This is a genomic window from Peribacillus sp. FSL M8-0224, from assembly GCF_038003055.1.
Lineage (GTDB): Bacteria > Bacillota > Bacilli > Bacillales > DSM-1321 > Peribacillus > Peribacillus frigoritolerans.
The window spans coordinates 2679281-2704517 of the sequence record NZ_JBBOOJ010000001.1 but is presented as its reverse complement, the minus strand read 5'-3'; the positions used below and the strand labels follow the sequence as shown (position 1 = coordinate 2704517).

Annotated in this window: 21 protein-coding genes and 2 pseudogenes; 20 read left to right on the top strand and 3 right to left on the bottom strand. The window is 39.4% G+C overall.

Annotation, left to right across the window (positions count from 1 at the left end):
* Positions 1 to 90 precede the first annotated feature (90 nt).
* Genes MKX49_RS12885 through MKX49_RS12875 form a run of 3 tightly spaced genes read left to right on the top strand, consistent with a single transcriptional unit; the run spans position 91 to position 3660 of the window.
* On the top strand, positions 91 to 843 hold the full coding sequence (locus MKX49_RS12885) for a DeoR/GlpR family DNA-binding transcription regulator (protein WP_323597456.1): 753 nt from the start codon (positions 91 to 93) through the stop codon (positions 841 to 843).
* A complete protein-coding gene (gene pfkB / locus MKX49_RS12880; protein WP_340876666.1) occupies positions 843 to 1763 on the top strand; it encodes a 1-phosphofructokinase in 921 nt (306 codons plus the stop codon). Before MKX49_RS12885 ends, pfkB begins: the two co-directional genes overlap by 1 nt.
* A 4-nt stretch (positions 1764 to 1767) precedes the next feature.
* On the top strand, positions 1768 to 3660 hold the full coding sequence (locus tag MKX49_RS12875) for a PTS fructose transporter subunit IIABC (protein WP_340876665.1): 1893 nt from the start codon (positions 1768 to 1770) through the stop codon (positions 3658 to 3660).
* A gap of 44 nt (positions 3661 to 3704) precedes the next feature.
* Here the strand turns inward: MKX49_RS12875 and MKX49_RS12870 are convergent, their stop codons facing one another.
* Positions 3705 to 4073, bottom strand: a complete 369-nt coding sequence (locus MKX49_RS12870) for a VOC family protein (protein WP_340876664.1) — start codon at positions 4071 to 4073, stop codon at positions 3705 to 3707.
* A 185-nt stretch (positions 4074 to 4258) separates the two neighbouring features.
* Between MKX49_RS12870 and MKX49_RS12865 the strand changes: the two genes are divergently transcribed.
* From MKX49_RS12865 to MKX49_RS12855, 3 genes are all read left to right on the top strand, one after another.
* Complete coding sequence (locus MKX49_RS12865; protein WP_340876663.1) at positions 4259 to 4663, top strand: secondary thiamine-phosphate synthase enzyme YjbQ; 405 nt, start codon at positions 4259 to 4261, stop codon at positions 4661 to 4663.
* Between the two features lie 39 nt (positions 4664 to 4702).
* On the top strand, positions 4703 to 5272 hold the full coding sequence (locus MKX49_RS12860) for a GNAT family N-acetyltransferase (protein WP_340878539.1): 570 nt from the start codon (positions 4703 to 4705) through the stop codon (positions 5270 to 5272).
* A gap of 112 nt (positions 5273 to 5384) precedes the next feature.
* On the top strand, positions 5385 to 5984 hold the full coding sequence (locus MKX49_RS12855) for a cell wall hydrolase (protein ID WP_052137268.1): 600 nt from the start codon (positions 5385 to 5387) through the stop codon (positions 5982 to 5984).
* Positions 5985 to 6044: 60 nt separating this feature from the next.
* Here MKX49_RS12855 and MKX49_RS12850 read toward each other — a convergent pair whose 3' ends face one another.
* A complete protein-coding gene (locus tag MKX49_RS12850; protein ID WP_048679985.1) occupies positions 6045 to 6632 on the bottom strand; it encodes a DUF2087 domain-containing protein in 588 nt (195 codons plus the stop codon).
* 159 nt (positions 6633 to 6791) lie between these two features.
* Between MKX49_RS12850 and trhA the strand changes: the two genes are divergently transcribed.
* Together trhA and MKX49_RS12840 are read left to right on the top strand one after the other, a co-directional pair.
* The gene (gene trhA / locus MKX49_RS12845) at positions 6792 to 7436 is read left to right on the top strand and encodes a PAQR family membrane homeostasis protein TrhA (RefSeq protein WP_072273139.1); all 645 of its coding nucleotides are present in this window, start codon (positions 6792 to 6794) and stop codon (positions 7434 to 7436) included.
* 100 nt (positions 7437 to 7536) lie between these two features.
* Positions 7537 to 8022 (top strand): YusW family protein, encoded by a 486-nt coding sequence (locus MKX49_RS12840; RefSeq protein ID WP_063593840.1) that lies wholly within the window; start codon positions 7537 to 7539, stop codon positions 8020 to 8022.
* A 263-nt stretch (positions 8023 to 8285) separates the two neighbouring features.
* Here the strand turns inward: MKX49_RS12840 and MKX49_RS12835 are convergent, their stop codons facing one another.
* Positions 8286 to 8858 carry a biotin transporter BioY gene (locus MKX49_RS12835; RefSeq protein WP_340876662.1) on the bottom strand — a complete coding sequence of 191 codons (573 nt, stop codon included), beginning with the start codon at positions 8856 to 8858 and terminating at the stop codon, positions 8286 to 8288.
* Positions 8859 to 9173: 315 nt separating this feature from the next.
* Here MKX49_RS12835 and MKX49_RS12830 point away from each other — a divergent pair, with 315 nt between their 5' ends.
* From MKX49_RS12830 to MKX49_RS12775, 12 genes and pseudogenes are all read left to right on the top strand, one after another.
* Positions 9174 to 9692: an NfeD family protein gene (locus tag MKX49_RS12830; protein ID WP_264894927.1), complete on the top strand. Its 519-nt coding sequence runs from the start codon at positions 9174 to 9176 to the stop codon at positions 9690 to 9692.
* A gap of 23 nt (positions 9693 to 9715) precedes the next feature.
* Positions 9716 to 11248, top strand: a complete 1533-nt coding sequence (locus MKX49_RS12825; protein WP_340876661.1) for a flotillin family protein — start codon at positions 9716 to 9718, stop codon at positions 11246 to 11248.
* A 981-nt stretch (positions 11249 to 12229) separates the two neighbouring features.
* Positions 12230 to 12916, top strand: coding sequence for a FadR/GntR family transcriptional regulator (locus MKX49_RS12820; protein WP_240520696.1), 687 nt, complete (start codon positions 12230 to 12232; stop codon positions 12914 to 12916).
* A 73-nt stretch (positions 12917 to 12989) separates the two neighbouring features.
* Entirely contained in the window at positions 12990 to 14318 is a 1329-nt protein-coding gene (locus tag MKX49_RS12815) for an FAD-binding oxidoreductase (RefSeq protein ID WP_340876660.1), read from the top strand.
* A 2-nt stretch (positions 14319 to 14320) separates the two neighbouring features.
* The gene (locus MKX49_RS12810; protein WP_340876659.1) at positions 14321 to 15679 is read left to right on the top strand and encodes a (Fe-S)-binding protein; all 1359 of its coding nucleotides are present in this window, start codon (positions 14321 to 14323) and stop codon (positions 15677 to 15679) included.
* Complete coding sequence (locus MKX49_RS12805; protein WP_340876658.1) at positions 15680 to 17146, top strand: FAD-linked oxidase C-terminal domain-containing protein; 1467 nt, start codon at positions 15680 to 15682, stop codon at positions 17144 to 17146. It abuts the gene before it with no gap.
* A 288-nt stretch (positions 17147 to 17434) separates the two neighbouring features.
* A complete protein-coding gene (locus MKX49_RS12800; RefSeq protein WP_340876657.1) occupies positions 17435 to 19615 on the top strand; it encodes a malate synthase G in 2181 nt (726 codons plus the stop codon).
* A 224-nt stretch (positions 19616 to 19839) separates the two neighbouring features.
* Positions 19840 to 20073, top strand: a pseudogene (locus MKX49_RS12795) (NAD-dependent malic enzyme); the annotation flags it as partial.
* A 16-nt stretch (positions 20074 to 20089) separates the two neighbouring features.
* A complete protein-coding gene (locus tag MKX49_RS12790; protein WP_340876656.1) occupies positions 20090 to 20869 on the top strand; it encodes a fumarylacetoacetate hydrolase family protein in 780 nt (259 codons plus the stop codon).
* Positions 20870 to 20879: 10 nt separating this feature from the next.
* Positions 20880 to 21440, top strand: a pseudogene (locus MKX49_RS12785) (IclR family transcriptional regulator); the annotation flags it as partial.
* Positions 21441 to 21971: 531 nt separating this feature from the next.
* Positions 21972 to 23663 (top strand): L-lactate permease, encoded by a 1692-nt coding sequence (locus MKX49_RS12780; RefSeq protein WP_262869403.1) that lies wholly within the window; start codon positions 21972 to 21974, stop codon positions 23661 to 23663.
* Positions 23664 to 24507: 844 nt separating this feature from the next.
* Positions 24508 to 25098: an SDR family oxidoreductase gene (locus MKX49_RS12775; RefSeq protein ID WP_340876655.1), complete on the top strand. Its 591-nt coding sequence runs from the start codon at positions 24508 to 24510 to the stop codon at positions 25096 to 25098.
* The last annotated feature ends 139 nt before the right edge of the window (positions 25099 to 25237 follow it).

Genomic DNA, 25237 nt, shown 5'->3' with positions numbered 1-25237 from the left:
TTTGAATGAATTTGATTATTTTTAAACGTTTATGATTGATTATTCCTTCATTTTCATATATGATGATGATATTAAAGTGAGGTGGGCGAATTGTTGACAACTGAAAGGCACCAGTTCATCTTATCGATCCTTAAAGAACAAGGAACGGTAAAGCTGCAGGAGCTTGTAGATCAGTTACAAGCCTCGGAGTCGACCATTCGGAGAGATTTAGTGCAACTCGAAGAAATGAAGCTCTTGAAACGCGTGCATGGCGGGGCCTCTTTACTGCAAAGAAAAGGCCTTGAACCAACAACTATGGAAAAGCAATACAAAGCAAGAGCTGAAAAACAACTTATAGCAAAGCTGGCGGCTTCATTCATAGAGAAAAATGATTGTATATATCTTGATGCAGGCACGACAACTGCCGAAATGATTCCTTATTTAAAAGATAAAAATATAACGGTGCTGACAAATGGTCTTATGCATATTCCAAAACTCATCGAATTGGAAATCAAAACAGTGTTAGTTGGCGGAACGATAAAATTTTCGACAAATGCAATTATAGGAAGTAATGCTGTACAGTTTTTGAATGAATACCGTTTTGATAAATGTTTCTTGGGAATGAACGGCATCCATCAAGAATTGGGTTTCACAACACCCGACCCGGAGGAAGCCCTGCTGAAGAAGATGGCATTACGCCTCTCTAACGAGACCTACGTGCTTGCTGACAGTTCAAAACTTAATGAAGCCACTTTCGCCAAGGTGGCAGATGTAAGCGATGCCATTATCATTACTGACAGCAATGATGAAGAGGCTGTTGCTCACCTTCAAAAAAATCCAAAGGTAAAGGTCGTGACCATTTAATGATTTATACAGTGACACTTAATCCATCCATCGATTACCTGGTCGAAGTGGAGAGCTTTCAAATGGGCAAGGTGAATCGAACCAGTTATGATGCAAAATTCCCAGGAGGGAAAGGGATCAATGTTTCCCGTGTGCTAAAAAGGCTGGGTAATAGTACAACAGCGTTAGGATTCATCGGTGGACAAACAGGTGAATTTGTAAAAAGGTTTTTAAGACAGGAAGAGATTTTCACGGACTTTACAGAAATAGCTGGAGATACAAGAATTAACATTAAATTGAAAACAGGGCTTGAGACCGAAATAAATAGCCAAGGGCCAGTCATTTCAAAAGGGAACTATCAACAATTATTTAGTCAGATTGAACAGTTGAACAATAATGATATCCTCATTTTGTCAGGAAGCATCCCTCCAAGCGTTCCTTCGGATGTATACGAAGCCATGGCAAGGTCTTGTACCCACAATGGCATTAAAGTGGTGGTGGATACCAGTGGCAAGGAATTACTGGATGTCCTTCCACACCGGCCATTTTTAATAAAGCCGAATCATCATGAACTGGGTGAGCTTTTTTCCACCGAAATAAGTACGATTGATGATGCTAGGGAATATGGCGCTAAATTGGTTGAAGCAGGAGCACAGAACGTTATTGTATCAATGGCGGGACAAGGTGCCGTCCTTTGCTCCGGTGGAGAATCATATTCCGCAAATGTTCCAAGAGGGAACGTCATCAACTCAGTGGGGGCAGGTGATTCCATGGTCGCAGGTTTCATCGGGACATATGAAAGGACAGGGGATATTCTATCCGCTTTCCGCTTCAGTCTTGCAGCAGGAAGTGCTACAGCCTTTTCATCCGATCTCGGTACATTGGATAAAATTGAAGAATTATTACCGCAAATTGCTATCAATCAACTAACAGGAGGCTGACTCTATGAAAATTACAGACTTGTTAAAATTGGATACAATCATAATCAATCTGCAAAGTGATACAAAGCAAGCAGTCATTGATGAACTATCAGGAAAGTTAGCCGAGGCAGACAGGTTAAATGATGTGGAGGGTTTCAAAGCTGCCATCTTAAAACGTGAAGAGCAAAGCACAACCGGGATTGGTGAAGGGATAGCCATACCGCATGCAAAAACAAATGCTGTAAAGATACCTGCCATCTGTTTCGGCAAATCGGTCAGTGGTGTGGATTATGAATCGCTTGATGGACAGCCGGCCCATTTGTTCTTTATGATTGCAGCCAGTGAAGGAGCGAATGCAGATCACTTGGAAACCCTTTCCCGGCTTTCTTCATTACTGATGGATGATAAATTCAGGGCCCGATTGATTTCTGCTTCTTCTGGTGAGGAAGTGTTGGAGATAATCAATCAAAAAGAAATGGAAGCTTATGAAGAAGAAAGGGAAGAGCAGCAATCGAGCAATGGTGCCAGCAGTAACGAGAAAGGAGGCAAAATCCTTGCCGTTACAGCTTGTCCGACAGGAATTGCCCATACTTATATGGCTGCCGATGCGTTAAAAGCCAAAGCGAAGGAAATGGGAATCGATTTCAAAGTGGAAACAAATGGTTCCACAGGAATCAAAAATGGTTTAACCGCCGCAGAAATTGATGAGGCGGATGCCATTATCGTTGCGGCCGATAAGCAGGTTGAAATGAATCGTTTTAATGGAAAACATGTCATTATTGTCCCTGTTGCCCATGGGATCCGGAAGACCGAGGAACTGTTAACCAGAGCCGTGAATCAGGATGCACCTGTTTACAATGGAACTGGAAATGATAAAAATGATGAAGGTGAATCAGCTAAAGGAGGATTGGGGATTTACAAGCACTTAATGAATGGCGTAAGTAATATGCTTCCATTTGTCGTCGGGGGCGGAATCTTGATTGCGCTTTCTTTCTTTTTTGGAATCGAGGCAGCCGATCCGGCAAATCCGAATTATAATCCCATTGCCAAAGCATTAAGTGATATTGGCGGGGGAAATGGTGCCTTCTTCTTACTTGTCCCAATACTCGCTGGATTCATTGCATCAAGTATAGCCGACCGTCCAGGTTTTGCCCCTGGTATGGTAGGGGGATTATTGGCAGCACAGGCTAATGCCGGTTTTCTTGGCGGACTGATCGCCGGTTTCCTTGCAGGTTATGTCGTCTTACTATTAAGAAAATTGTTTTCCAAATTACCGCAAACACTTGATGGCATTAAACCGGTTTTACTCTATCCTGTATTCGGGATGTTAATTACAGGGTTTATCATGATATTTCTCGTAAATGAACCAGTAACTGCAATTAACACGGGCCTGACCAATTGGCTGCAGGGCTTATCCGGCACGAACGCAATATTCCTCGGCTTGATTCTTGGGGGTATGATGGCTGTGGATATGGGTGGCCCCTTAAATAAAGCGGCATTCACTTTTGGGATTGCAGCCATTGAAGCATCAAGTTTCGGACCGCATGCTGCAGTTATGGCCGGTGGAATGGTTCCTCCTCTTGGAATCGCACTTGCAACTACATTCTTTAAAAGTAAATTCAGTGAAATGGAAAGGAAATCCGGCTTCACTAATTACTTCATGGGTGCTTCGTTCATTACAGAGGGGGCCATTCCTTTTGCGGCGGCGGATCCATTGCGGGTTATTGTCAGCAGTGTTATTGGGTCAGCTACGGCAGGGGCGCTGTCAATGGCTTTTAGTGTAACATTGCCAGCGCCGCATGGGGGTATATTCGTCATCCCCCTAGTCAACCATCCTTTCCGTTATTTGCTGGCGATTTTAATAGGAGCCCTCATTACCGCTTTAATATTGGGATTCTGGAAAAAGAAACAAAAATAAATATACTGCAAAAGCGGGTCCGAGATAAATGGACCCGCTTTTTATCATTTCCATTCCAATATTTCGATCCGGTTGCCGAAGGGATCGGATAAATATATACGGTTCGCACCGGGCAACCTCCCGTCTTCAATAAAAGAAATATGCGTAGTCATTAAATGTTGTATAAATTCGGTGAGATTTTCAACTTCAAGTGCTGGATGCGCTTTTCTTGCGGGAATGAAATGATCCTCCGTTCCGACATGAATCTTGATCGATCCCGATTTGAACCATAACCCGCCATTGGAACTTAATGACGAAGGCTTTTTCACTTCCCGGAACATTAGTATCTCAGTGAAAAACTTTCTTGATTGGTCCTCGGTATTTTTAGGAGATGCTAATTGGTAATGGTCGATTGACTTAAAAATGAAGTTCATCTTGCAACTCCTTCCAATTCCTTATATATCCAATTTTAAAGTGAAAGATCATTAAGGATAGATTATTTTTTAAATTGTCATTGATAAGATTTCCTTATGTTTAAGTCGTGAATGGTTTAAGAAAGCTTGAATTTTTATGTTTATGGGTAAAGAAGTATTAAAATGAACAAAAGGAGTGAATGTACATGCTGAAGAAAAATACCTTAAAAACGGTGAAAAGGGATGATATGATAGATGTTACGACAGAAGTACAGGCATTCATCATGGAAAAGGGGATTCAAGAGGGGGTAGCTCTTATATATTGTCCACATACGACTGCAGGGATCACGATCAATGAAAATGCTGACCCCGATGTCAAAAAGGATATATTAAGAAGACTGGATGAGCAATACCCATGGAATCATACATTGGATTTACATATGGAAGGAAACACGGCTGCCCATTTGAAATCAAGTACGGTTGGTTCTTCACAACAGGTGATCATCCATAAAGGGAGCTTAGTCCTTGGTACTTGGCAGGGTGTGTATTTTTGTGAATTCGATGGTCCCAGAGAAAGGCAATATTTTATTAAATTATGTGTCGACCAGTAAAATGGAAGGTACAGCATGGATGAAGTGGGAGGAAGCGGATTGGATGATGTTCGGATTGAAGGAAGCAAAGTCATATTGAGAAATGTTAAACAAGCCGATTTAAAAAGTTTATGGAGCCTGAAATATGGCGAAACCGATCCGGAATGGAAAAAGTGGGATGCACCTTATCTCCCTCTTGAACTCATTGATTTCCATACGTTTATCGATAAAGAAACGAAGCATAAAACCTATGATGAGAAAATCGGGGCTTACTCCGAGCTATTAATGGAAAAAAACGATCAAATAATTGGATCTGTTGTATATTACTGGGAACATGAACCTTCACGCTGGCTTGAAATCGGGATTACCATTTTCGATCCCAAGTATTGGAATGGCGGTCATGGAACAGAAGCATTAATGATGTTCATTGGGTATTTATTCGAAAACCTGGAGATTGAGCGGGTTGGACTTACAACTTGGTCAGGTAATGAACGTATGATTGCAGTTGGAAAAAAGGTGGGCATGCAAGTAGAGGGAAGAATGAGAAAATGCCGCTATCATGATGGTTATTATTATGATTCAATCAGAATGGGAATGCTGCGGGAAGAGTGGGAATCATTAAAATTTTGAAGGTAAATGGAACCGAGAAAATTTTTCCTTCATTTCCTTGGAAAAAATTTAGCACTGTTTTCTCCCATATGGTCTGTTATCCTAGGAAGGTGCTTAACGAGGAGGTAACAGGATGAAATTATCAGTATTAATATCCGTGATAATGACTCTAAGTGTCATCGTACTTGGTATAGCTTTTCCTAAGGGAACGACAAGTAAAGCTTCTGATGGGGCAACCAAACATGTCATTAAACAAGGTGAATCGATATGGGATATCGCAAAGCAGCACGGTGTTCCGATCGGTAAGTTAAAAGAAGTCAATCATAACGTAAATAATGTTGCCGAACCTGGTAAAACATTGATTATTCCGCATGTAATGAATGATAAAGATAAAGAATTATTAGCAAGGCTTGTGCATGCAGAAGCAAAAGGGGAACCATACAGAGGAAAGGTCGAGGTGGCGGGAGTTGTTTTGAATCGCCTTGATAGCAATGAATTCCCTGATACGGTCCGGGAAGTGATTTATCAAAAAAACCAATTCTCGCCTGTTGGTGATGGCAGTATTAACAAACCGGCAGGAAATGATGCAAAGAGAGCTGTCAATGAAGCATTGGCTATTCATGGCTACACAAATGATGCCTTGTATTTTTGGAATCCCAGTATTTCGGACAGCGAATGGATGAAACAATTAGAAGTAATAAAAATTATCGGCGGACACCATTTTGCCATATAAACTGCATCTCAAGAACCGGCTTTCCAAAAGGGGAGCCGGTTCTTTTATATTAGAATACCGTTAACCGATATCAGCCCACATTTCGCGGGGATTCAGTTCATAAATGCTGTTTTCGCGGTACATGATGCTTCCGATAATGAGTTCACGTCTTATCGTTGCGTAATCATCATGGAAAGACTGGATGAATTCATTCAGTTCTTTTTCTGGATATTTACGTCCCTTTTCCAGAAGGCTTCCAATATGATGAAGTACGATCATTTTCTTTTTTCTCTGTGCTGGTATGGTTTTTAGTCGACCATCTGGCGTAAAAAAGTTTTCAAGGATCTTTTTATGTTCTAAAATCAGCTTTTGATTATCCATTTTATTGGAGTCCCCCTTAGTTGAAACCATTTTAGGCAATGCTGACGAATAATGCTTCAGGACATCTTCATTCAAAAAATAATAGACCGTATTTTTTTCCCTCCGATCCTTCACTAAATTAATGTCTTTCAATTTCGATAAATGGTGTGAGATGGTCGGAGCCGTCAATTTTAGTATTCCCGCAAGTGCTTGTCCGTGTTTTGGACCGTTTGCCAGGATGGATATTATCCTGATCCTTGTCACATCACCAATCGTCTTGTGGAAAGCGACCAATTTTTCTAATTGCACTTTTATCCCCCTTTTTAATTAGATTATTATCTAATTAGATAATAATCTAATTAGTGGCAGTTAATCAAGTTACTATTCACTTTTCTATATTGCTTGGAAGATCTGATGTATACTTTAGGGAATACTAAAAAAAATAATCCGGAATTAAGGAGCTGTAACATGGCCAATACTCATGTATATACAAAAAAAGAAGAAGTGGTCAATGCGATAACCCACGGTGTCGGCGTTTTGTTGAGTATTGCCGCACTTGTGTTTTTAATCATATTCTCAGCCCAAACAGGATCGCCTTGGAATGTAGTCATTTCGGTCATATATGGTGTTTCCATGCTTCTTTTATACGTCTCTTCCACTTTAGTGCATAGTTTTCCAGAAGGTAAAACAAAGGATATATTTGAAATCTTTGATCATTCAGCCATATATATATTCATCGCAGGAACATACACGCCCATCATGCTTCTTGTGATCAAAGGGTCACTAGGCTGGACCCTGCTGGGTATCATTTGGGGAGTTGCAATCATTGGCGTCGTCTTCAAAGCTTTCTATGTGAAAAAATTCCTCTTCCTTTCGACGATCCTTTATATTGCCATGGGGTGGATGATCGTTATCGTTTGGGGACCACTTACAGCTACGATGCCTGCAGCGGGTATCCAGTTACTGATTGCAGGGGGATTGCTTTATACGTTTGGAGCCATCTTTTATGTTTGGCGCGGTTTTCCGTTCCATCACGCGGTTTGGCATGTATTCGTGCTTGGGGGAACTGCCACACACTTTTTTGCGGTATTGTTTTATATCCTTCCACAATGATCACTTGGCCGATTTGATGTATTTGAGAGAGTGGTTGAGGTTTTAAATGACGCCGATCAGGAAATAATTAAGGTATACAAACTAAAGGAGGAAAAAACTAATGAGAAGATCAATCAAAATATTATCAGTGCCGTTTGCCGCTATGCTTGTTTTGGCTGGATGCGGCGAAGAAAACGATGAAGTGAAAAACCCGCCGGTTCAGGAAAATGAAAATCAAGCGGAAAATAATCCTGAAACAGGTACGGATAATAATGAAAAACTGCCTTTCACATATAAGGATTTTCAATTAGAAGTGGATTATACCGGCAATGATAACGAATACGAAGCTGAATATGATACAATGGGAGCTCAAACAGAAGCTTCGATCGAGGACAAACTTAACAAACACGAAGTTCATGGTGATGAAGCAATGAAAGAATTGACCCCGATTCTAGAAAAATTGACATTCACTAAAGATTCAACAGATGAGGAAGTCATTCAAGAAGTGACAAAAGCTTTTAATTTGAAGGATGACTATCAAGAATTTGATTTAGAGGTCGTTTTCGAAGATAGTACGAAAAAAGAATATAAAGTGAATAATAAGTAACTAAAATACGTTACTATATTCCCCATATTCATATGTGCCGACAATAGTTGTCAAATTACTGTTCCTATAGTAAAATGATTACGGTTAGCAAAGGGGATAATATACATTTGCTATTCATATTCGGACTTATGGGGATAGGACCGCAATAAACACTTGCAAAAAAGATTCTTTTTTAAGAGTCTTTTTTTTTGCAGTGATCTGGAAGTTGAATATAGAAGAAAAGAGAGGATACCACAAGCGGTACCCTCTCTTTCATTTACCCATCATTGGGAAATTGGTGCATTTTTTTTAGGCAGCATATTAGCCGACGCTAACCTTGAACGGATCGTGATGCCAAGCCAAGATGCAAGGAATGCCTTTAAAACGCCTACGATTATAAATGGTGCAAAACCGCTGGCAAATGCCACTGGCCAAGATAATGAACTCATATATTTTAACCAAACCGTACCGATTATTAAAGTAATTATCATCCCGATTGTATTTGCAACGAAAGCCATTGCAACTGAGAAACGGGTTTTTTCCAATATCAGACCCGTTATATATACTGTCGGGATATAGGATAATAAATAACCGCCAGTCGGACCGAATATCTTAGCTAGTCCCCCAGACATTTCAGCGAAAACCGGTACTCCCGCTGCCCCTATGAACAAGTATAATAAAACGGAAGAGGTTCCATAACGTGAACCCAGTATCGTTGCTGCCAGTCCAACAGCTAGAGTCTGTCCTGTAATCGGAACTAAGGGCAGTGGTATTGTAATTTGGGCAAGTATTCCTATAAGTGCTGCAAATAATGCTGTAACCATCATCATTCTTAACTTCTCATGACGCTCCTTCATCGTGCTTCCTCCCTTTATGTAAACCTTGTGTTATAACGAGTTGACATATAAAGAATTTTAATATGTTAAGTAAACACTGTCAATGGTATTATGCATTTTATTTCAATAATGGTCCTAGAGAATACAGGGTTTTCCAAGGCTAAATTCAAAACTTGGAAAATAAATGAAACTTTTTGAATGCATCATTCGTATGAATGGTAAGTGAAGTAAATGGAGGGGATTATAACCATATATTAATAATGCTGGTAAAACACTTATCCTGGGCCATTAAAGCAGTATGCGGCTTGGAAAAATCGAATTTAAAGGATGAAAGAGATGGAGTTATTCGGAGTTCCATTAGAAACTGTCTATTTATACGGATTAATTATATTCGGGGGGGTAACATTCTTATTTATCTTGTTTAATGATATATTTTCCGGCCTTGAATTACCTGATATATTTAATCCTACGCTCATTTTTAGCTTTTTGACCGTGTTTTTTGCAAGTGGTTTTTTGCTTGAATCGCTTTCAGGGCTTAATGCTGGATTGTGTGCCGGCATTTCCCTCATCATCTCATTTACCATCGTCACTTTACTGAATGTATTTGTTTTGATTCCCATTTCATCAGCGGAAGAAAGTTTGACATTTCATGATAATGACCTGAGAGGAAGGGTCGGCAGGGTTCTCACATCAATCCCTGTTGACGGGTTTGGGGAAGTCCTGATAGAAAGCATCAGTGGAAGCATCGCAAAAACTGCGGCCAGCTATAAGAATGAAGGAATTGTTTCGGATACAAAGGTCTTGATCATCGAAGTGAAAAATGGGGTTGTCTATGTTATGCCCCACCAGGATTGAAAAAAAAGAGTAGGAGGTAAGGTATGTTTGATTTGATTTGGATCGTTGTCGCCATTGTTGCAGTTTTACTTATCGCACTTATTGCTGTCTTTGTTACGAAATATCGCACGGCTGGTCCCGATGAGGCATTGATCGTGACCGGAAGCTACTTAGGAAGCAAAAATGTTCACATCGACGAATCAGGAAATAAAATTAAAATCGTCCGCGGCGGGGGAGCTTTCGTTCTCCCGGTATTCCAGCAAGCGGAACCACTAAGCTTATTGTCAAGCAAGCTTGAGGTTTCAACTCCGGAAGTATACACAGAACAGGGAGTTCCTGTCATGGCAGATGGTGTATCGATCATCAAGATTGGCGGTTCAATCACCGATATAGCCACAGCTGCAGAGCAATTCCTTGGTAAATCGAAAGATGACCGTGAACAGGAAGCGCGGGAAGTATTGGAAGGGCATCTTCGCTCCATCCTTGGTTCGATGACCGTCGAGGAAATTTATAAAAACCGTGAAAAGTTTTCCCAGGAAGTACAGAGGGTTGCCTCGCAGGACTTAGCTAAAATGGGACTCATTATCGTATCGTTCACGATTAAAGATGTTCGGGATAAAAATGGATATCTTGAGTCGCTCGGAAAGCCAAGGATTGCACAGGTGAAGAGGGATGCCGATATAGCTACCGCCGATGCAGAGAAAGAAACGCGAATCAAGCGAGCCGAAGCTTCGAAGGAAGCGCAGCGTGCCGAACTTGAAAGGGCAACTGAAATAGCCGAAGCCGAAAAAATCAATAAGCTAAAGGTTGCGGAATTCCGTCGTGAGCAGGATATTGCCAAGGCACGGGCTGACCAAGCTTACGATCTTGAAACGGCTAGATCTAAACAAGATGTAACAGAACAGGAAATGCAAATCAGGATCATTGAACGTCAGAAGCAAATTGAGCTGGAGGAAAAAGAAATCCTTCGCCGTGAAAAGCAATATGATTCAGAAGTGAAGAAAAAGGCCGATGCCGACCGTTATGCGGTAGAGCAGGCAGCCTCCGCTAACAAGATGAAACAGATTACAGAAGCGGATGCCGATAAGTATAAAATTGAAGCCATGGCGAAAGCGGAAGCGGAACGTGTTCGCATGGACGGTCTTGCTAAAGCGGACGCCCAAAGGGCACAAGGTACGACAGAAGCGGAAATCATCCGGTTAAAAGGGGTAGCAGAAGCAGAAGCCAAGCAGAAAATAGCTGAAGCTTTTGAACAGTTCGGGCAAGCCGCTGTAATGGACATGATTTTGAAAATGCTGCCCGAATATGCAAAACAAGTGGCAAGCCCGCTTAGTAATATCGACAAGATCACTGTAGTGGACACAGGCGGAAGCGGTGCGAATGGCGGGGCTAATAAAGTGACTGGATATGCAACGGATTTAATGGCAACCTTGCAGGAGTCATTAAAAGCATCTTCGGGAATTGACGTCAAAGACTTGCTTGAGAATTTCTCAGGAAAGCGAAATTTACCATTCACCACCATCAGCCAGGAGAATGTCGAAGCGAACATGAATATGGCAGCAAGCAAGGAAGAGTAACGATTGAAAATACATGGTAAATCCTACTGTTCAACACGAAATTAAAGCTGATGTATTACCAATACAGATAGGTTATTGGACTTACTTATAGAGAATAAACCAACAGGGATCCATTTTCATTCAGTAATACTCAATTGACTAATAAAATTGATTAAATGAAAAAGTTGAAATAGAACAAAAGATTCGAAGAATAAATTAAAATAAACAACCAAGATGATTGGTTGTTTATTTTTTGCTTTTTAATAAGGCCTAAATTGTTTTTTTAGTTTTCGCTATTACTTAATGTTTGAAACCGATATTTGGATGTACTTAATACTTAAACTTAGTAACGTATTTAAAGACAAGTCTTTTCTTTAAACCTATTTAGTCAACGTATTTAAATCAACATATGCAGAGAAATCTCGTTTTGTTTTTGCTAGGTAGGATGCTTTGTTGAATGCAAAATCATACATTTTATCGACAAAATAAGATTCATCATCGTAAATGACACTATCAGCAATATAATATTCACAATATGGTGGACATCTTGAAGGTGCACTCCTGGCAGCTGATCAGGCAGTTTTTGAAATCACTAATCTAAAAAAACAGACCTTAATAAAGGTAACTTAACATTCTATTAAACAATTAACTATTTTATTTTTTATCTTATTTTCAAAAATTCCATTACTAAACTGTAGGAGCTAATAGGTGATGAAAATTATGAAAGCTATACAGATTCCGTCTAAAGGCGAATGAATTATCTGTATTAGAAGCAGCACCACTTATGTGTGCTGGTGAAACAACGTTTAGTGCATTAAGAAACAGCAAAGCTCGGCCTGGCTATCGTGTATGTCTCCAATAATCTATAATAAATATTTTTTAATTATTTGTTAAATTCTGAATTATTTGTTGAAATATATATTGGAAGGTGTTTTAATAAATGTAAGAATATAACTTATCGGATATGTGATGTCTGAAAGGATAGAGGATGGGTGTGTAAATATGGGGAAAATATTCACCAAGAAAGTATCGGAAACAGTCGAAGAAGAAATAGAGAAGATGATTGAGTCTGGCAAATTCCAGTCAGGTGAAAAGCTACCTTCCGTTAGGGAATTATGTGATTTATTCGGTGTTGGACGTTCCGCTGTCCGAGATGCAATCACAACACTTAAAGGAAAAGGTACTGTTTACGTGAAACAAGGGGAAGGTACATACATTTGCGAATTTGATTCCGCAAAATTGTTTACCAACCATATGTTAATCCCCAGCTGTGAAGACATAAAAGACTTATTTCAAGTCAGGAAAATATTGGAGACAGGCATTGCGGAAATGGCTGCTTCCAATCGGTCGGTACAAGATTTGGTACGTATGGAAGAAATCCTTTCAAACCTCTGTATCAATGGCTGGGAAGGGGACTACCACTTTCATATGGCGATTGCTAATGCGACAGGAAACAAAAGCCTGATCCAATTAGTGCAAACCATTTCAACCACCATGAAGAAGGCAATGATTGATTTTCACAGGTATATTCAAGAGAATGAGAACATCGTAAAAACGATGGATGAACAACATGATAAAATCTATGAATCAATAAAGATGGGGAACCCTATAAAAGCTAATCAGTCGATGATTAACCACTTACAATATGTTGAAGAAATTTTGCAAAACAATATTTTACAAAAGGTATGAAGTTTAAAATGTTTTTTTTGCAACAATATAGAAACGATGTTAGTTATTACGAAACAAAAAGGAGGCGTGGGTTTTGATCGTAGCGGATCTTCTATCAGATTTAAAGTCATTTTTACCTGATGTGCAAATAGTTGATGGGAAAAACCAAAGGCATCTACTTGGGAATGGTGGTCAGGTATCTGTTTACCCGAAAACAGAGGGAGAAATAGCAAGTATTTTAAAGTATGCAAACGATAAAGGGAAAAAAATAACGGTGGTAGGAGGCGGAACCAAGAGAGGTTTTGGAGGATTGATTGAAACAGCTGATATCTTACTCTCATTATCGAAATATAAAGGAATTGTCAAACATACTGTAGGAGATATGACATTAACGGTTAAAGCAGGTACTTCATTTAAAGAATTGCAAGAATATTTGGCACAACATAATCAGAAGGTTTCGCTGGACCCTGTATGGCCTGAAGATGCGACAATTGGCGGAATCATTGCTTCAAATGAAAGCGGTCCCAAAAGATTGGGTTATGGTTCTTCCAGAGATGTGGTAATAGGACTTCGCTTGGTTTACCCGGATGGCAGTATCATAAGAGCTGGGGGAAATGTAGTAAAGAATGTTGCTGGGTACGATATGAACAAACTTTTTATAGGATCGATGGGTACACTTGGTATTTTATCTGAAGTGACTTTGAAGCTTAGACCAATACCAAAGTACGAAAGCCTTGGACTGTTAGTGTTTCCCAATGGAAATCTCGAAGAAGTTCGGTCACTAGCAGTTAAGTTGTTGGATTCAGTGATGGAACCAATCGCTTTGGAACTGCTAAATCCTGCTTTATCGGAAAGGTTAACGGGTCAAAACGTTTATACCTTAGCAATTTCATTTGAAGATGTGGAGAGCTCTGTTCATTACCAGGAGGATTTTGTAAAGAACATCCAACCTTCTAACGCAAAAATGACAGTGCTTTCACAAAATCAGGCACAAGCTTTTTGGGAAAAATTTTATTCGATTTCTCCAAATGGGGCAACACTTGCTAGTGGAAATCAGATAGAAGCGGCATTGAAAATAGGCGTTGTTAACCTAGATGTTTTGAAGGTCATTAAAGAAAGCCACATTTTACATCACTCTAGTACTCTTACAGTAGAAGCACATGGTGGACTAGGTCATGGAATATGCCAGGTTAACCTAAAGGGAACTGAAGATGAAGAATTAACACAGGTAATATTAAAGCTCAGAAAATCCGTCGAAGCATTGGGTGGTTATGTGATTGCGAAGCATCTGCCTTTAACGCTCCGTCAGCAAATAGATGTATGGGGTGAAAAACCATCACATTTCTTCTTGTTAGAAGGAATTAAAACAAAGATCGATCCTAATAGAGTACTTAATAATAAAAGATTCGTGGGAGGGATTTAATAGTGAGTCTGAGAGAAGTAGATATAAATCAAGATCCATCATGTACATCCAATATCTTAAGCAACTATCTATGGAGTGATAAGCCTGATGAAAACAAATGGGCAGATTGCGTACATTGTGGTATGTGTTTGGAATCCTGCCCAACATATGAGCTAACAGGCCAGGAACAGCATTCTCCCCGTGGGCGTGTTCATCTTATCAAATCAGTAGCAGAAGGAAAGCTCGAGGTGAACGAGCAATTCATGGATCCTGTTTTTGCTTGTCTTGACTGTCGTGCATGTACCACTGCTTGTCCAGCGAATGTAGATGTCGGAGGATTAATTGAAGAGGCTCGCGGACAAATTCGACAGGCGATTCCATTGACAGGAGTGAAAGGAAAAGTAAGTAGATTAGTACTTGAAGGAATGTTCCCACATCAAAACAGACTGAATACAGTGGGGAGTTTATTAAAGTTCTATCAGAAGAGCGGATTGCAGAAAGTGGTTCGCAAAATAGGGTTAATGAATATTATGCCACAGCATTTAATTGAGATGGAAGCAATTATGCCTGAAATTAAAGAGCCTGTACGCAAAAAATACAAAAATGAAAAAGTGATCAAAGCATTAGGAAAAACTAAAGCAGAAGTGGCGTTTATGACAGGTTGCGTGATGGACGTTATGTTCAGTGATATTAATCAGTCCACGATTAATGTTTTAACACGAAACGGAAATGATGTGACAATTCCGCAAAACCAAACTTGCTGTGGAGCCTTACATGTTCATGCCGGTGACCGTGAAACTGGAAGAAAGCTGGCGAAACAGAATATCGAAGCGTTTAAGGATGCTGATAAAGTCATCGTTAACGCAGCAGGATGCGGCTGTATGCTTCAGGAATATGCTGAATTGTTTCGGGAAGAGCCTGAATGGCATGATAAAGCTGAAAAATTTTCCGCTAAGGTCGAGGACATCTCTAAATATATTCATGAAACAGGCTATGAAATACCAAAAGCTGAATTGAACACTCGTATCACATATCATGACGCATGCCATTTAGCACATGGTCAAGGAATTCGCCAGGAACCGAGAGACCTTCTTGTTAGTATTCCAGGAGTTGAAATGGTACATATGCCAAACGCTGATCGCTGCTGTGGAAGTGCAGGTATATATAACATCACTAATCCGGAAATGGCCGGTGCCGTGCTAGAAAGCAAAATGCAAAATGTGCCAGGCGATGTTGAGATGATTTCAATGGGTAACCCAGGATGTATGCTTCAGATGGCAATGGGGGTACAGAAATATGGTAGAAATCAAAAAGTCGTCCATACAATTCAGCTTCTGGATTGGGCTTATCAAAAAGAGGATGATCTAAAGGGGGGACAGTAAATGGCACCGAAAAAAATAAAATCGAATGATCGACATATAAAGAATTTAGAGGCTATTGTTGGCGACGCCAATTCAATTCTATTTCACAAAGAGGATCTGCTTGCCTATGATAGCGATGGATTTACGCTTCATAGACACTTACCTAAAGCGGTTGTTTTTCCAAAAGATACTCAGGAAGTAGCCAAACTAGTTAAATATTGTTCCGAAAATAAACTGCCGTTCCTAGCCCGTGGCGCTGGAACTGGATTAAGCGGCGGTGCTATACCTTTAAATGAAGAAGTCATTATCAGTCTGGTCAGGATGAAGAAGCTATTAAGCGTTGATCTCGAAAATAGGCGTGCTGTTGTACAGCCTGGTTTTATCAATCTTAAACTCACGAACTCTATCTCTGATAAAGGATATTACTATGCTCCGGATCCTTCTAGCCAATATTGTTGTACAATTGGCGGAAATGTCGCAGAGAATGCTGGAGGGGCTCACTGTCTTAAGTATGGAGTAACCACGAATCACATTCTAGGGCTGGAAGTTGTACTTCCTAACGGGGAAATTATAGAAATGGGTGGAAATGGAATTCCTGATTCTCCTGGATATGATTTGCTCGGTCTGTTGACAGGGTCTGAAGGAACATTAGGCATTGTAACGAAAATCACTGTTCGTATATTGAAAAATCCGGAAGCGAAACAAACTGTTCTTGCTTATTTTGATAAAGTGGAGGACGGAAGTCAGGCCGTATCTGATATAATTTCAGCAGGAATCGTACCGGCAGCCCTTGAAATGATGGATAAAACAGCGATTGAAGGAGTGGAGGCGGCTGCTTTTCCAGTAGGTCATCCAAGTGATATTGAGGCTGTCCTACTCATTGAAGTGGATGGAATCTCATTAGGTATTGAAGAGCAAATTAATCACATTTTGGAAGTGTGTAAGTACAGAAATGTACTTGAAGTGAAGGTAGCACAGGATGAACTCGAAAGAGGTAGATGGTGGGCCAATCGTAAAACAGGATTTGGTGCCATGGGAGCCATTTCACCGGACTATTTAGTACAGGACGGTGTTATTCCACGAAGCAAATTGCCCGAGGTATTAAACAAAATCAATCGAATCAGCGAAGAATATGGTTTGCGAATCGCTAATATTTTCCACGCGGGTGATGGGAATTTACATCCACTTGTTCTTTTCGATGCCAGAATCCCTGGGGAAAGCGAAAAGGCCCTGGCAGCTGGTAGTGCCTGCTTAAAAGCATGTGCTGATGTTGGGGGGACGATTACAGGTGAACACGGAGTGGGGATTGAAAAAATAGAGGAAATGCGTTTCGTCTTTTCTGACGAAGAGATTATTGCACAAACAGATATTCGAGAAGTATTCAATCCTCATAACCTTTTAAATGCAGGGAAATTATTCCCGATGCCGGGACGCTGTGTTGAGATAAAAAGAGATTTAAAAGAAAAAGAAGCAGCTGCTATATCTTAAATATGTTTGTCTAGTAAGGCGCAGTCCATAAAACGGATGAAGCCAATTCATTTCGTGGCAAAGTCCTTTTGCTAAAGTTTAGAGATAAATATAAATTATTATAATATTATGAAATATTCGAATCCATATCAGGTATCGTGCCATCGTTTTTATACACAGATAAAGAAACATTGTTTTGTAAAAACAAATAGAGCAATTAGGATAATTACATCCTAGAGTGAACAAATTACTTTTTTCCAGAGAAGAATTATCTAAAATAAAATCTTGATTTACAAGGAGGAACTCATAGTGACAAAATATATTAAATCAGGGAATCTTCAAGTTGCAACGGAATTATTTGAATTTATTAATTCAGAAGCTCTACCAGGTAGTGAAGTGGATCGTGATCAGTTTTGGTCTGGTTTAGAAAATTTGATAAATGAATTAACTCCTAAAAATAAGGAATTATTGGCACATCGTGAAGAGATTCAAAATCAAATAAATGCTTGGTATCGAAAAAATAATAATGATTTTGATTTTGAAGAGTATAAATCATTTTTAAAAGAAATTGGATATCTTGAACCAGAGGCTGAAGATTTCAAGATCACCACTGAAGGTGTGGATGCCGAAGTAGCTATCCAAGCTGGACCGCAACTGGTTGTTCCAGTTAATAATGCTCGTTATGCAATCAATGCCGCCAACGCCCGCTGGGGAAGCCTTTATGACGCACTTTATGGTACAGATGCAATCAGTGAAGAAGATGGTGCACATCGAGAAGGTGGCTACAACCCAGTTCGTGGTGCTAAGGTTATTGAGTTTGGAAGAGAGTTTCTTGACCAAGCAGCTCCATTAAGGGAAGCTTCTCATAAAGATGCTGTAAAATACACAATTGAGTCTGGAAAGCTGAATGTTGCACTCCGGAATGGAGAAACGACAGGACTTGAGGACGAATCGAAATTAACTGGCTATCAAGGACAACCACAAAACCCAAGTGCTGTACTTTTGAAAAATAATGGCCTGCACTTTGAAATTCAATTCAATTTCAGTCATCCAATCGGAAAAACTGACGAGGCTGGCGTTAAAGATATTCTATTAGAAGCAGCAGTAACGACGATTATGGACTGTGAAGATTCAGTAACTGCGGTAGATGCCGAGGATAAAGTTCTAGTTTACCGTAACTGGTTAGGATTAATGAAAGGAGATTTATCTGCTACCTTCATAAAAGGCAATAAATCAACGACAAGAACTCTTAATCCTAATCGCATTTATTTGACCCCGACTGGAGAAGAATTGTCTTTGTCAGGTCGTTCACTTTTGTTTGTTCGTAATGTAGGTCATTTAATGACGAATAATGCAATCTTAGATCAAAATGGGGAGGAAATCCAAGAGGGAATTTTAGATGCAATCATCACTAGTCTTCTTGGAAAACATACTCTTTTAGGAAACGGCCCATACCAAAACACATCCGAAGGATCCATTTACATCGTTAAACCTAAAATGCATGGATCAAAAGAGGTCGCTTTTGCCAACCATCTATTTGATCAAGTAGAGGAATTGCTCGGTCTAAAACGGAATACTCTAAAAATTGGTGTTATGGATGAGGAGCGCCGCACATCTTTAAACTTAAAAGCTTGCATAAGCGAAGTTAAGGAACGGGTAGTATTCATAAATACCGGATTTTTAGACCGTACTGGTGATGAAATCCATACCTCTATGGAAGCGGGAGCAATGATTCGAAAAAGTGAAATGAAATCATCCACTTGGTTGCAAGCCTATGAAAAATCGAATGTTAATACAGGCCTTGTAAGCGGCTTCCAGGGGCGTGCCCAGATTGGAAAGGGTATGTGGGCTATGCCGGACTTGATGGATGAAATGTTAAAACAAAAGATTGGACATGTAAAAACAGGTGCAACTACGGCGTGGGTTCCATCACCTACTGCAGCTACATTGCATGCACTGCACTACCATCAAGTTGATGTAACGAAGGTCCAAAATGAAAAGATCAGTGAATCTAGAGACTTGAGGGATGAAATTTTACAATTCCCAGTTGCGAAACATTCTAATTGGAGCCCGGAGGAAATACAGGAAGAGATTAATAACAATGCTCAAACTATGCTAGGTTATGTTGTTCGCTGGGTGGACCAGGGAGTTGGTTGCTCGAAAGTACCTGATATCAACGACGTGGGACTAATGGAAGATCGTGCGACCTTACGTATATCCAGCCAACACATGGCGAACTGGCTACACCACGGTATCATAACAAAGGAACAAGTGCTAGAGACGCTTCAGCGTATGGCTAAAGTAGTAGACGAACAAAATGCTGGAGACGCTGCATATCGCTCAATTTCTGCGAATTTTGACGATTCGGTGGCATTTCAAGCTGCATGTGACCTGATTTTTGAAGGTTATAATCAGCCAAGTGGCTACACTGAGCCAATATTGCATCGTCGCCGCATTGAAGCAAAAGCAAAGTTTGCTATAAAACAATAAACAACTAGGGGACATTCTATTTTTTACAACGTCACGATTTACAATGTAAAGAGTATATTGCTAATTTAATTGAAGTACTGCAGTTTCAACAACTAACTTTCATTATTAAATAGTGATAACAGATTAGGGGAGTTGAAGCTATGAAAGACCTTCGGGAAAAAGCACTAGACCTTCATATGAGTACTAAAGGGAAAATAAATGTAAATGTAAAGTAGCTGTAGAAATTTCCAGGGATTTTTAAAGGGGCACTTCAGGTGTTCGCTTCTGAAATTAATGAGTAAATGAAAGTGGCAGCGGTTTATGCAATTGCAAACTTAATTCAGCCGCAAGAACTGACACATGATTATGTAATACCAAATGCTTTCGACAACCGAGTAGTAGAATCTGTCGCCAATGCTGTAGCAGAGGCAGCAATACAGTCTGGTGTTGCGAGAAAAAAAACCGAAATAGAAGTCTGAGAGGAGCAATAAAACAATGAAGTTTACTAGGTTTATAGCTAATTCTTCCATTCATACAGGTGTTATAGAAAAAGGTATAATAAGAGTAATTAAGGGCGATATTTTTGGTGCTTGGGAGTATACAGGCCAAACATTTTCTCAGGGTGAAGTTAAGTCTATTGCACCCCTAGAACCAAATCAAATCATTGGAATCGGTGCAAACTTCGTTTCAAATGTGGAGGATCTTCCGGAACAGCTCCCGGAAATTCCAGTATTCTTCTTTAAGCCAACTTCATCAGTGATTGGACCTGAAGATGAAATTATCATTCCAGAGGGTATCAAGGAAGTAAAGTTTGAATCCGAATTAGCGATTGTCATTGGGAAAGAGGCAAAAAATGTGCCTGAATCCGACGTACTGGATTATGTTTTTGGATACACAGTTGGAAATGACGTAACAGCACCTCAGTTTTTCCACCAGGATGGCCACTGGACAATTGGTAAATCATTTGACACGTTCACTCCATTAGGTCCTGTTATTGAAACCATACTTGATCCTTTTAATGTAAAGGTCAAAGCAAAACTGAACGATGTTGAAAAACAAAACAGTTCAACTGAACTGATGATTATTCCAATTCGCAGAATGGTTTCCTATCTGACGAAAGTTATGACACTTAAACCGGGAGATGTAATTTTAACAGGTAGTCCTGTTGGAGCAGAGTTGGTCGGCGCAGGCGACGTTATAGAATGTGAAATAAAGGAAATTGGAATTCTTCGAAATACATTTGTTACGGCTAAAGAAGGTGCAAGAGCGTATTAGGTACGGTTAAAAATTTTTAGAGGTTAGTTCCAAATTGCTGGAATCAATTGATTTGAGATCGGAAGCAAGGCAATACTTGCAAGAACTGGAGAATACCACAAATAAGGTTATCCATCTAGTTGTTTATGACCAAGGTGAAGTGGTGTATATTGAAAAGTTAGAAGGAAACGAAACTCTGCGAATGCACGCTAAAGTTGGAAAACGAGAACCCATGCATTGTACTTCAGTCGGCAAAGCAATTCTTGCTTATTTGCCATCTAATGTCGTGCTTAACATTCTTGAGCAAAAGGGAATGCCAATGCATACTGACAAAACGATTACGAATAAAGATGATTTCCTTCAAGAACTCATTCAGGTTAGAATTAAAGGCTGTGCATTGGATCTAGAAGAAAATGAATACGGAATTACTTGTATTGCCGTTCCTATTTTCGTTCATTCGGGGAAAGTCATTGCTGCTGTCATCATATCTGGTCCAACAAGGCTTGGAATTCAAAGTGGAATTACTTTCCAATATATTTTTAGAATTTTTTTTCAAAGAAAATTTGCCCGATATATCTTTTTTTCAAAATAATCGGGCAAATTTTGATATTGGTTTTAAAATTTTACCAATAATTTGTATAATTAAAATAGGATTAGTGATTGTTATATAACAACTACTTATATAGTTACTAAACATAGTGTTTTTTCGCAAACTTACAGAAACATTGTTTCTTAATACGAAACAGAAAGGGGGAATTGTCTTATAGAGTGTTATCATGCCGATAGAAAGTGTTAAGGGAAATATTATGTAGAGAAGACAGCAGATTTCCTAGCGTTTTTCTTTTTGTATATCTCACCCTTAGTCGCAATAAACCTTTAGTAACTAAAGGTTTAAAGTACTTTATAGTCCCTTTACCGGACAAGCACTATTATGATTTTATCATTACGCAACCAAGATAAAATCACAAACATCCGGACTTTACAACACGAAAAAATTGAATATTTTCAGTGGATTCAAATTTTTTTTCACTTTCTTGTAAATTAGAGCAGAAGAAATGGTAGCATATTTTAATAAAAATATGTAAGCGGTTACTTTTAGGGACTATAAATTGGAGGGTACAATATGACATATACACAAAACTTTACAGTGGTAGGAGATAGCCTCGCTTTATCCGCTATCGTGGCAGTAATTCCAATACTTTATTTCTTCTGGGCATTGGCAGTGAAGAGAATGAAAGGGTATCTGGCAGGGCTCACGACGCTATTAATTGCTTTGATGTTGGCGGTTATTGCATTTGGAATGCCAACACAAATGGCGATTATGTCTGCTACACACGGGGCAGTATACGGGGTTTTGCCTATTGGTTGGATCATTATCAGTTCAGTTTTCCTTTATAAATTAACCGTAAAAACAGGACAATTTGATATTATTCGTAATTCAGTTGTTTCACTTACGGAAGACCGTCGTCTTCAGGCACTATTGGTAGCGTTCTCATTTGGGGCATTTCTTGAAGGAGCCGCTGGTTTCGGTGCGCCTGTTGCCATTTCTGCTGCACTTCTTGTTGGTCTTGGATTCAATCCTTTATATGCAGCTGGCTTGTGTTTAATTGCCAATACAGCACCGGTTGCATTTGGTGCAATAGGAGCACCAATTATTGCGCTTGAGGGACCTACCGGAATTTCTGCGATGGAGATTTCAAAAATGGTTGGTCGCCAATTACCGTTTTTATCTGTAGTCATACCATTTTATTTAATCGTGATTATGGCAGGCTTTAAAAAAGCCTTCGAAGTCATGCCTGCAATTTTAGTAACTGGTATTACTTTTGCTGTAACACAATTCTTAAGCTCTAACTTCCTTGGACCAGAACTTCCGGATATTTTATCGGCTCTTGTTTCATTACTTGCTTTAGCAGTTTTCCTTAAATTTTGGAAACCGAAAACCATCTTCCGTTTTTCAGCCGAACAAGAAATGGCTGCAACACTTGCTGTAAATGAACCTACTGGCCACAAGCTAACTTATACCGGCGGACAAATTTTTAAAGCGTGGTCACCATTCCTGGTTTTAACGGGAGTAATCTCCCTTTGGGGAATTCCAACCATAAAGCAGGCACTAACAGGACACTATGAAGGAACAAATGTTGTTTTATCAATGATTAATTCTATAGGGCATGCATTTTCGTTTATACCTAACGTTCCATTATTAAATAATAAGATTATAAACGCTGCGGGAGAAGCGATACCTGCCTTTTACAAGCTGGAATTGCTAGGTGCTGCTGGTACAGCGGTTCTGATTGCAGCAATCATTACGAAATATATTGTAAAAATTTCTTGGAAGGGTTGGATAGTTACATTCGGTGAAACACTAAACGAACTTAAATTTCCCATTATCACAATCGCTTCTGTTGTAGGATACGCTTATGTAACAAACTCTTCAGGAATGAGCACATCTATGGGGATGGTATTGGCGAAAACAGGATTTTTATTCCCTTTCTTCTCTCCTATACTAGGGTGGCTAGGAGTGTTCATTACTGGTTCTGATACTTCAGCCAACTTACTATTCGGTAACATGCAAAAAGTTACAGCTACTTCAATAGGCATGGATCCGGTGCTCGCAGTGGCAGCGAACTCTTCAGGCGGAGTTACCGGAAAGATGATTTCGCCTCAATCAATTGCAGTAGCTTGCGCCGCAGTAGGCCTAGCAGGGAAAGAATCTGATTTGTTTCGATTCACTATAAAGCATAGTATTATACTGGTGATTATTGTTGGAATCATGACATATTTGCAGAATGGGGTGTTATCCTGGATGATTCCTTAAGTAAGATTGCAAAGCAAATATCTTTATTTAGAGTCAATATGAGATCAATATGAGTTGATAAAAATAAGAAAAACACCATTTAAAAGTCGCAAGTTTGTCAAACGACTTTTAAATGGTGTTTTTTCATTGGAAAAGAAAGATAGCTACGCATGAAGTTGATGGCGCACTTATAGAATTAAATCCAAGAAGATATAATGTCCCACCTCTTGTTGAACACCATATGATTAATAAAACTAATTTTTATGTAGAATTTATAGTTACTTCTGCCAAAAAGTTGGGGCAATAGAGTTTCGCCCTAAAGGTTTATATCCAGTATTCTCCTTTTGGAGGAACTTTTTAAATATACATCTCTGTGATTGTTTCACGCTTTTAAATAAAGTCACGGTGTTTATAAAAAAGATAGATACAGGCTCAAAGGCGCTGAGTAGGCTTCCGGACCGCCAGCGAAAAGAGAGTGCTTGGAGAGGAAATTAACGTTCATTGTACAAACCATAAAAAGACTATAGACAACAGTCTGAACACCGCAAAATGCGGTGTTTTTATTTGTGAATTTTCTTTCATTTTATACAATAGCTATTCTAAAAAAGATTGAATGATGTAAATTCTATCTATGTCTCGTGTTGAAATATTACATATACTTCTTAATTACTTTTTAAAAAGTTCTACAATAGATGAAATTGAAGCCAAGCCCCCTTCTAATTAAGTGCCTCTCCGAAAATCTTAATAAAGAACAATTGATATCAATTTTGGAGGCTATCGAATGATCTAATCAATACAGCAATTGGCATCCAGTAAATGCTTCAGAATCAACAAGTAATTAACTAACAGAAAGGATGTTTCAGAGTTGACTAATGTTTTAATCCTTGGAGCAAACGGGTCACTTGCTCGTGTAGCTATTGATATGTTCCTTAAAGAAACTGACGCACAGTTGACGCTTTATATGCGAAATTCACGAAGACTAAGAAAAATCGATTCTAATCGTGTTCAGGTAATCGAAGGGGACGTTATAGACCTAGAAAAACTAAAAGAGGCTATGAATGGACAAGATGTTGTGTATGCCAATCTAGCTGGTAATTTAGAACAAATGGCGACAACGGTAGTGGAGGCAATGAATGCCACTGGGGTAAAGCGTTTGATTTGGATCAGTTCCATGGGAATTTATGATGAAGTCCCAGGTCAGAGATATAGCAGTATATTAGACCCTTATCGTAATTCGGCTGAAATCATTGAAGCCTCAGATCTTAATTATACGATTTTAAGACCCGGATGGTTTACCAATAAAGATGAAATTGATTACCAAATTACTCAGAAAGGCGAACCATTTAAAGGTCATGATATATCCAGAAAAAGTCTTGCAGACTTGATTGTTAAATTAGCAGTAACGCCTGGAATGGAAGTTCGAAACAGTTTAGGGGTAAGCAAACCCAGTTCATAAAAATATGAAATTGGAATGTAGATAGCCGTTTCCTTATAGGAAAACGTCTGTTTTAGTACAAGTTTGTGAACATGCGTACTTTATTGGAGGTCTAACAAACACTAAAGAAGCGGTCTGTTGAAGAACATTAAAAGTAGTA

Excerpts from the sequence above, each read along its gene's own strand:
- MKX49_RS12780 (WP_262869403.1), top strand. The coding sequence starts at position 21,972 with ATGACATATACACAAAACTTTACAGTGGTAGGAGATAGCCTCGCTTTA.
- MKX49_RS12875 (WP_340876665.1), top strand. The coding sequence starts at position 1,768 with ATGAAAATTACAGACTTGTTAAAATTGGATACAATCATAATCAATCTG.
- MKX49_RS12865 (WP_340876663.1), top strand. The coding sequence starts at position 4,259 with ATGCTGAAGAAAAATACCTTAAAAACGGTGAAAAGGGATGATATGATA.
- trhA (WP_072273139.1), top strand. The coding sequence starts at position 6,792 with ATGGCCAATACTCATGTATATACAAAAAAAGAAGAAGTGGTCAATGCG.
- MKX49_RS12790 (WP_340876656.1), top strand. The coding sequence starts at position 20,090 with ATGAAGTTTACTAGGTTTATAGCTAATTCTTCCATTCATACAGGTGTT.
- MKX49_RS12825 (WP_340876661.1), top strand. The coding sequence starts at position 9,716 with ATGTTTGATTTGATTTGGATCGTTGTCGCCATTGTTGCAGTTTTACTT.
- MKX49_RS12855 (WP_052137268.1), top strand. The coding sequence starts at position 5,385 with ATGAAATTATCAGTATTAATATCCGTGATAATGACTCTAAGTGTCATC.
- MKX49_RS12805 (WP_340876658.1), top strand. The coding sequence starts at position 15,680 with ATGGCACCGAAAAAAATAAAATCGAATGATCGACATATAAAGAATTTA.
- MKX49_RS12870 (WP_340876664.1), bottom strand. The coding sequence starts at position 4,073 with ATGAACTTCATTTTTAAGTCAATCGACCATTACCAATTAGCATCTCCT.
- MKX49_RS12830 (WP_264894927.1), top strand. The coding sequence starts at position 9,174 with ATGGAGTTATTCGGAGTTCCATTAGAAACTGTCTATTTATACGGATTA.
- MKX49_RS12840 (WP_063593840.1), top strand. The coding sequence starts at position 7,537 with ATGAGAAGATCAATCAAAATATTATCAGTGCCGTTTGCCGCTATGCTT.
- pfkB (WP_340876666.1), top strand. The coding sequence starts at position 843 with ATGATTTATACAGTGACACTTAATCCATCCATCGATTACCTGGTCGAA.
- MKX49_RS12820 (WP_240520696.1), top strand. The coding sequence starts at position 12,230 with ATGGGGAAAATATTCACCAAGAAAGTATCGGAAACAGTCGAAGAAGAA.
- MKX49_RS12835 (WP_340876662.1), bottom strand. The coding sequence starts at position 8,858 with ATGAAGGAGCGTCATGAGAAGTTAAGAATGATGATGGTTACAGCATTA.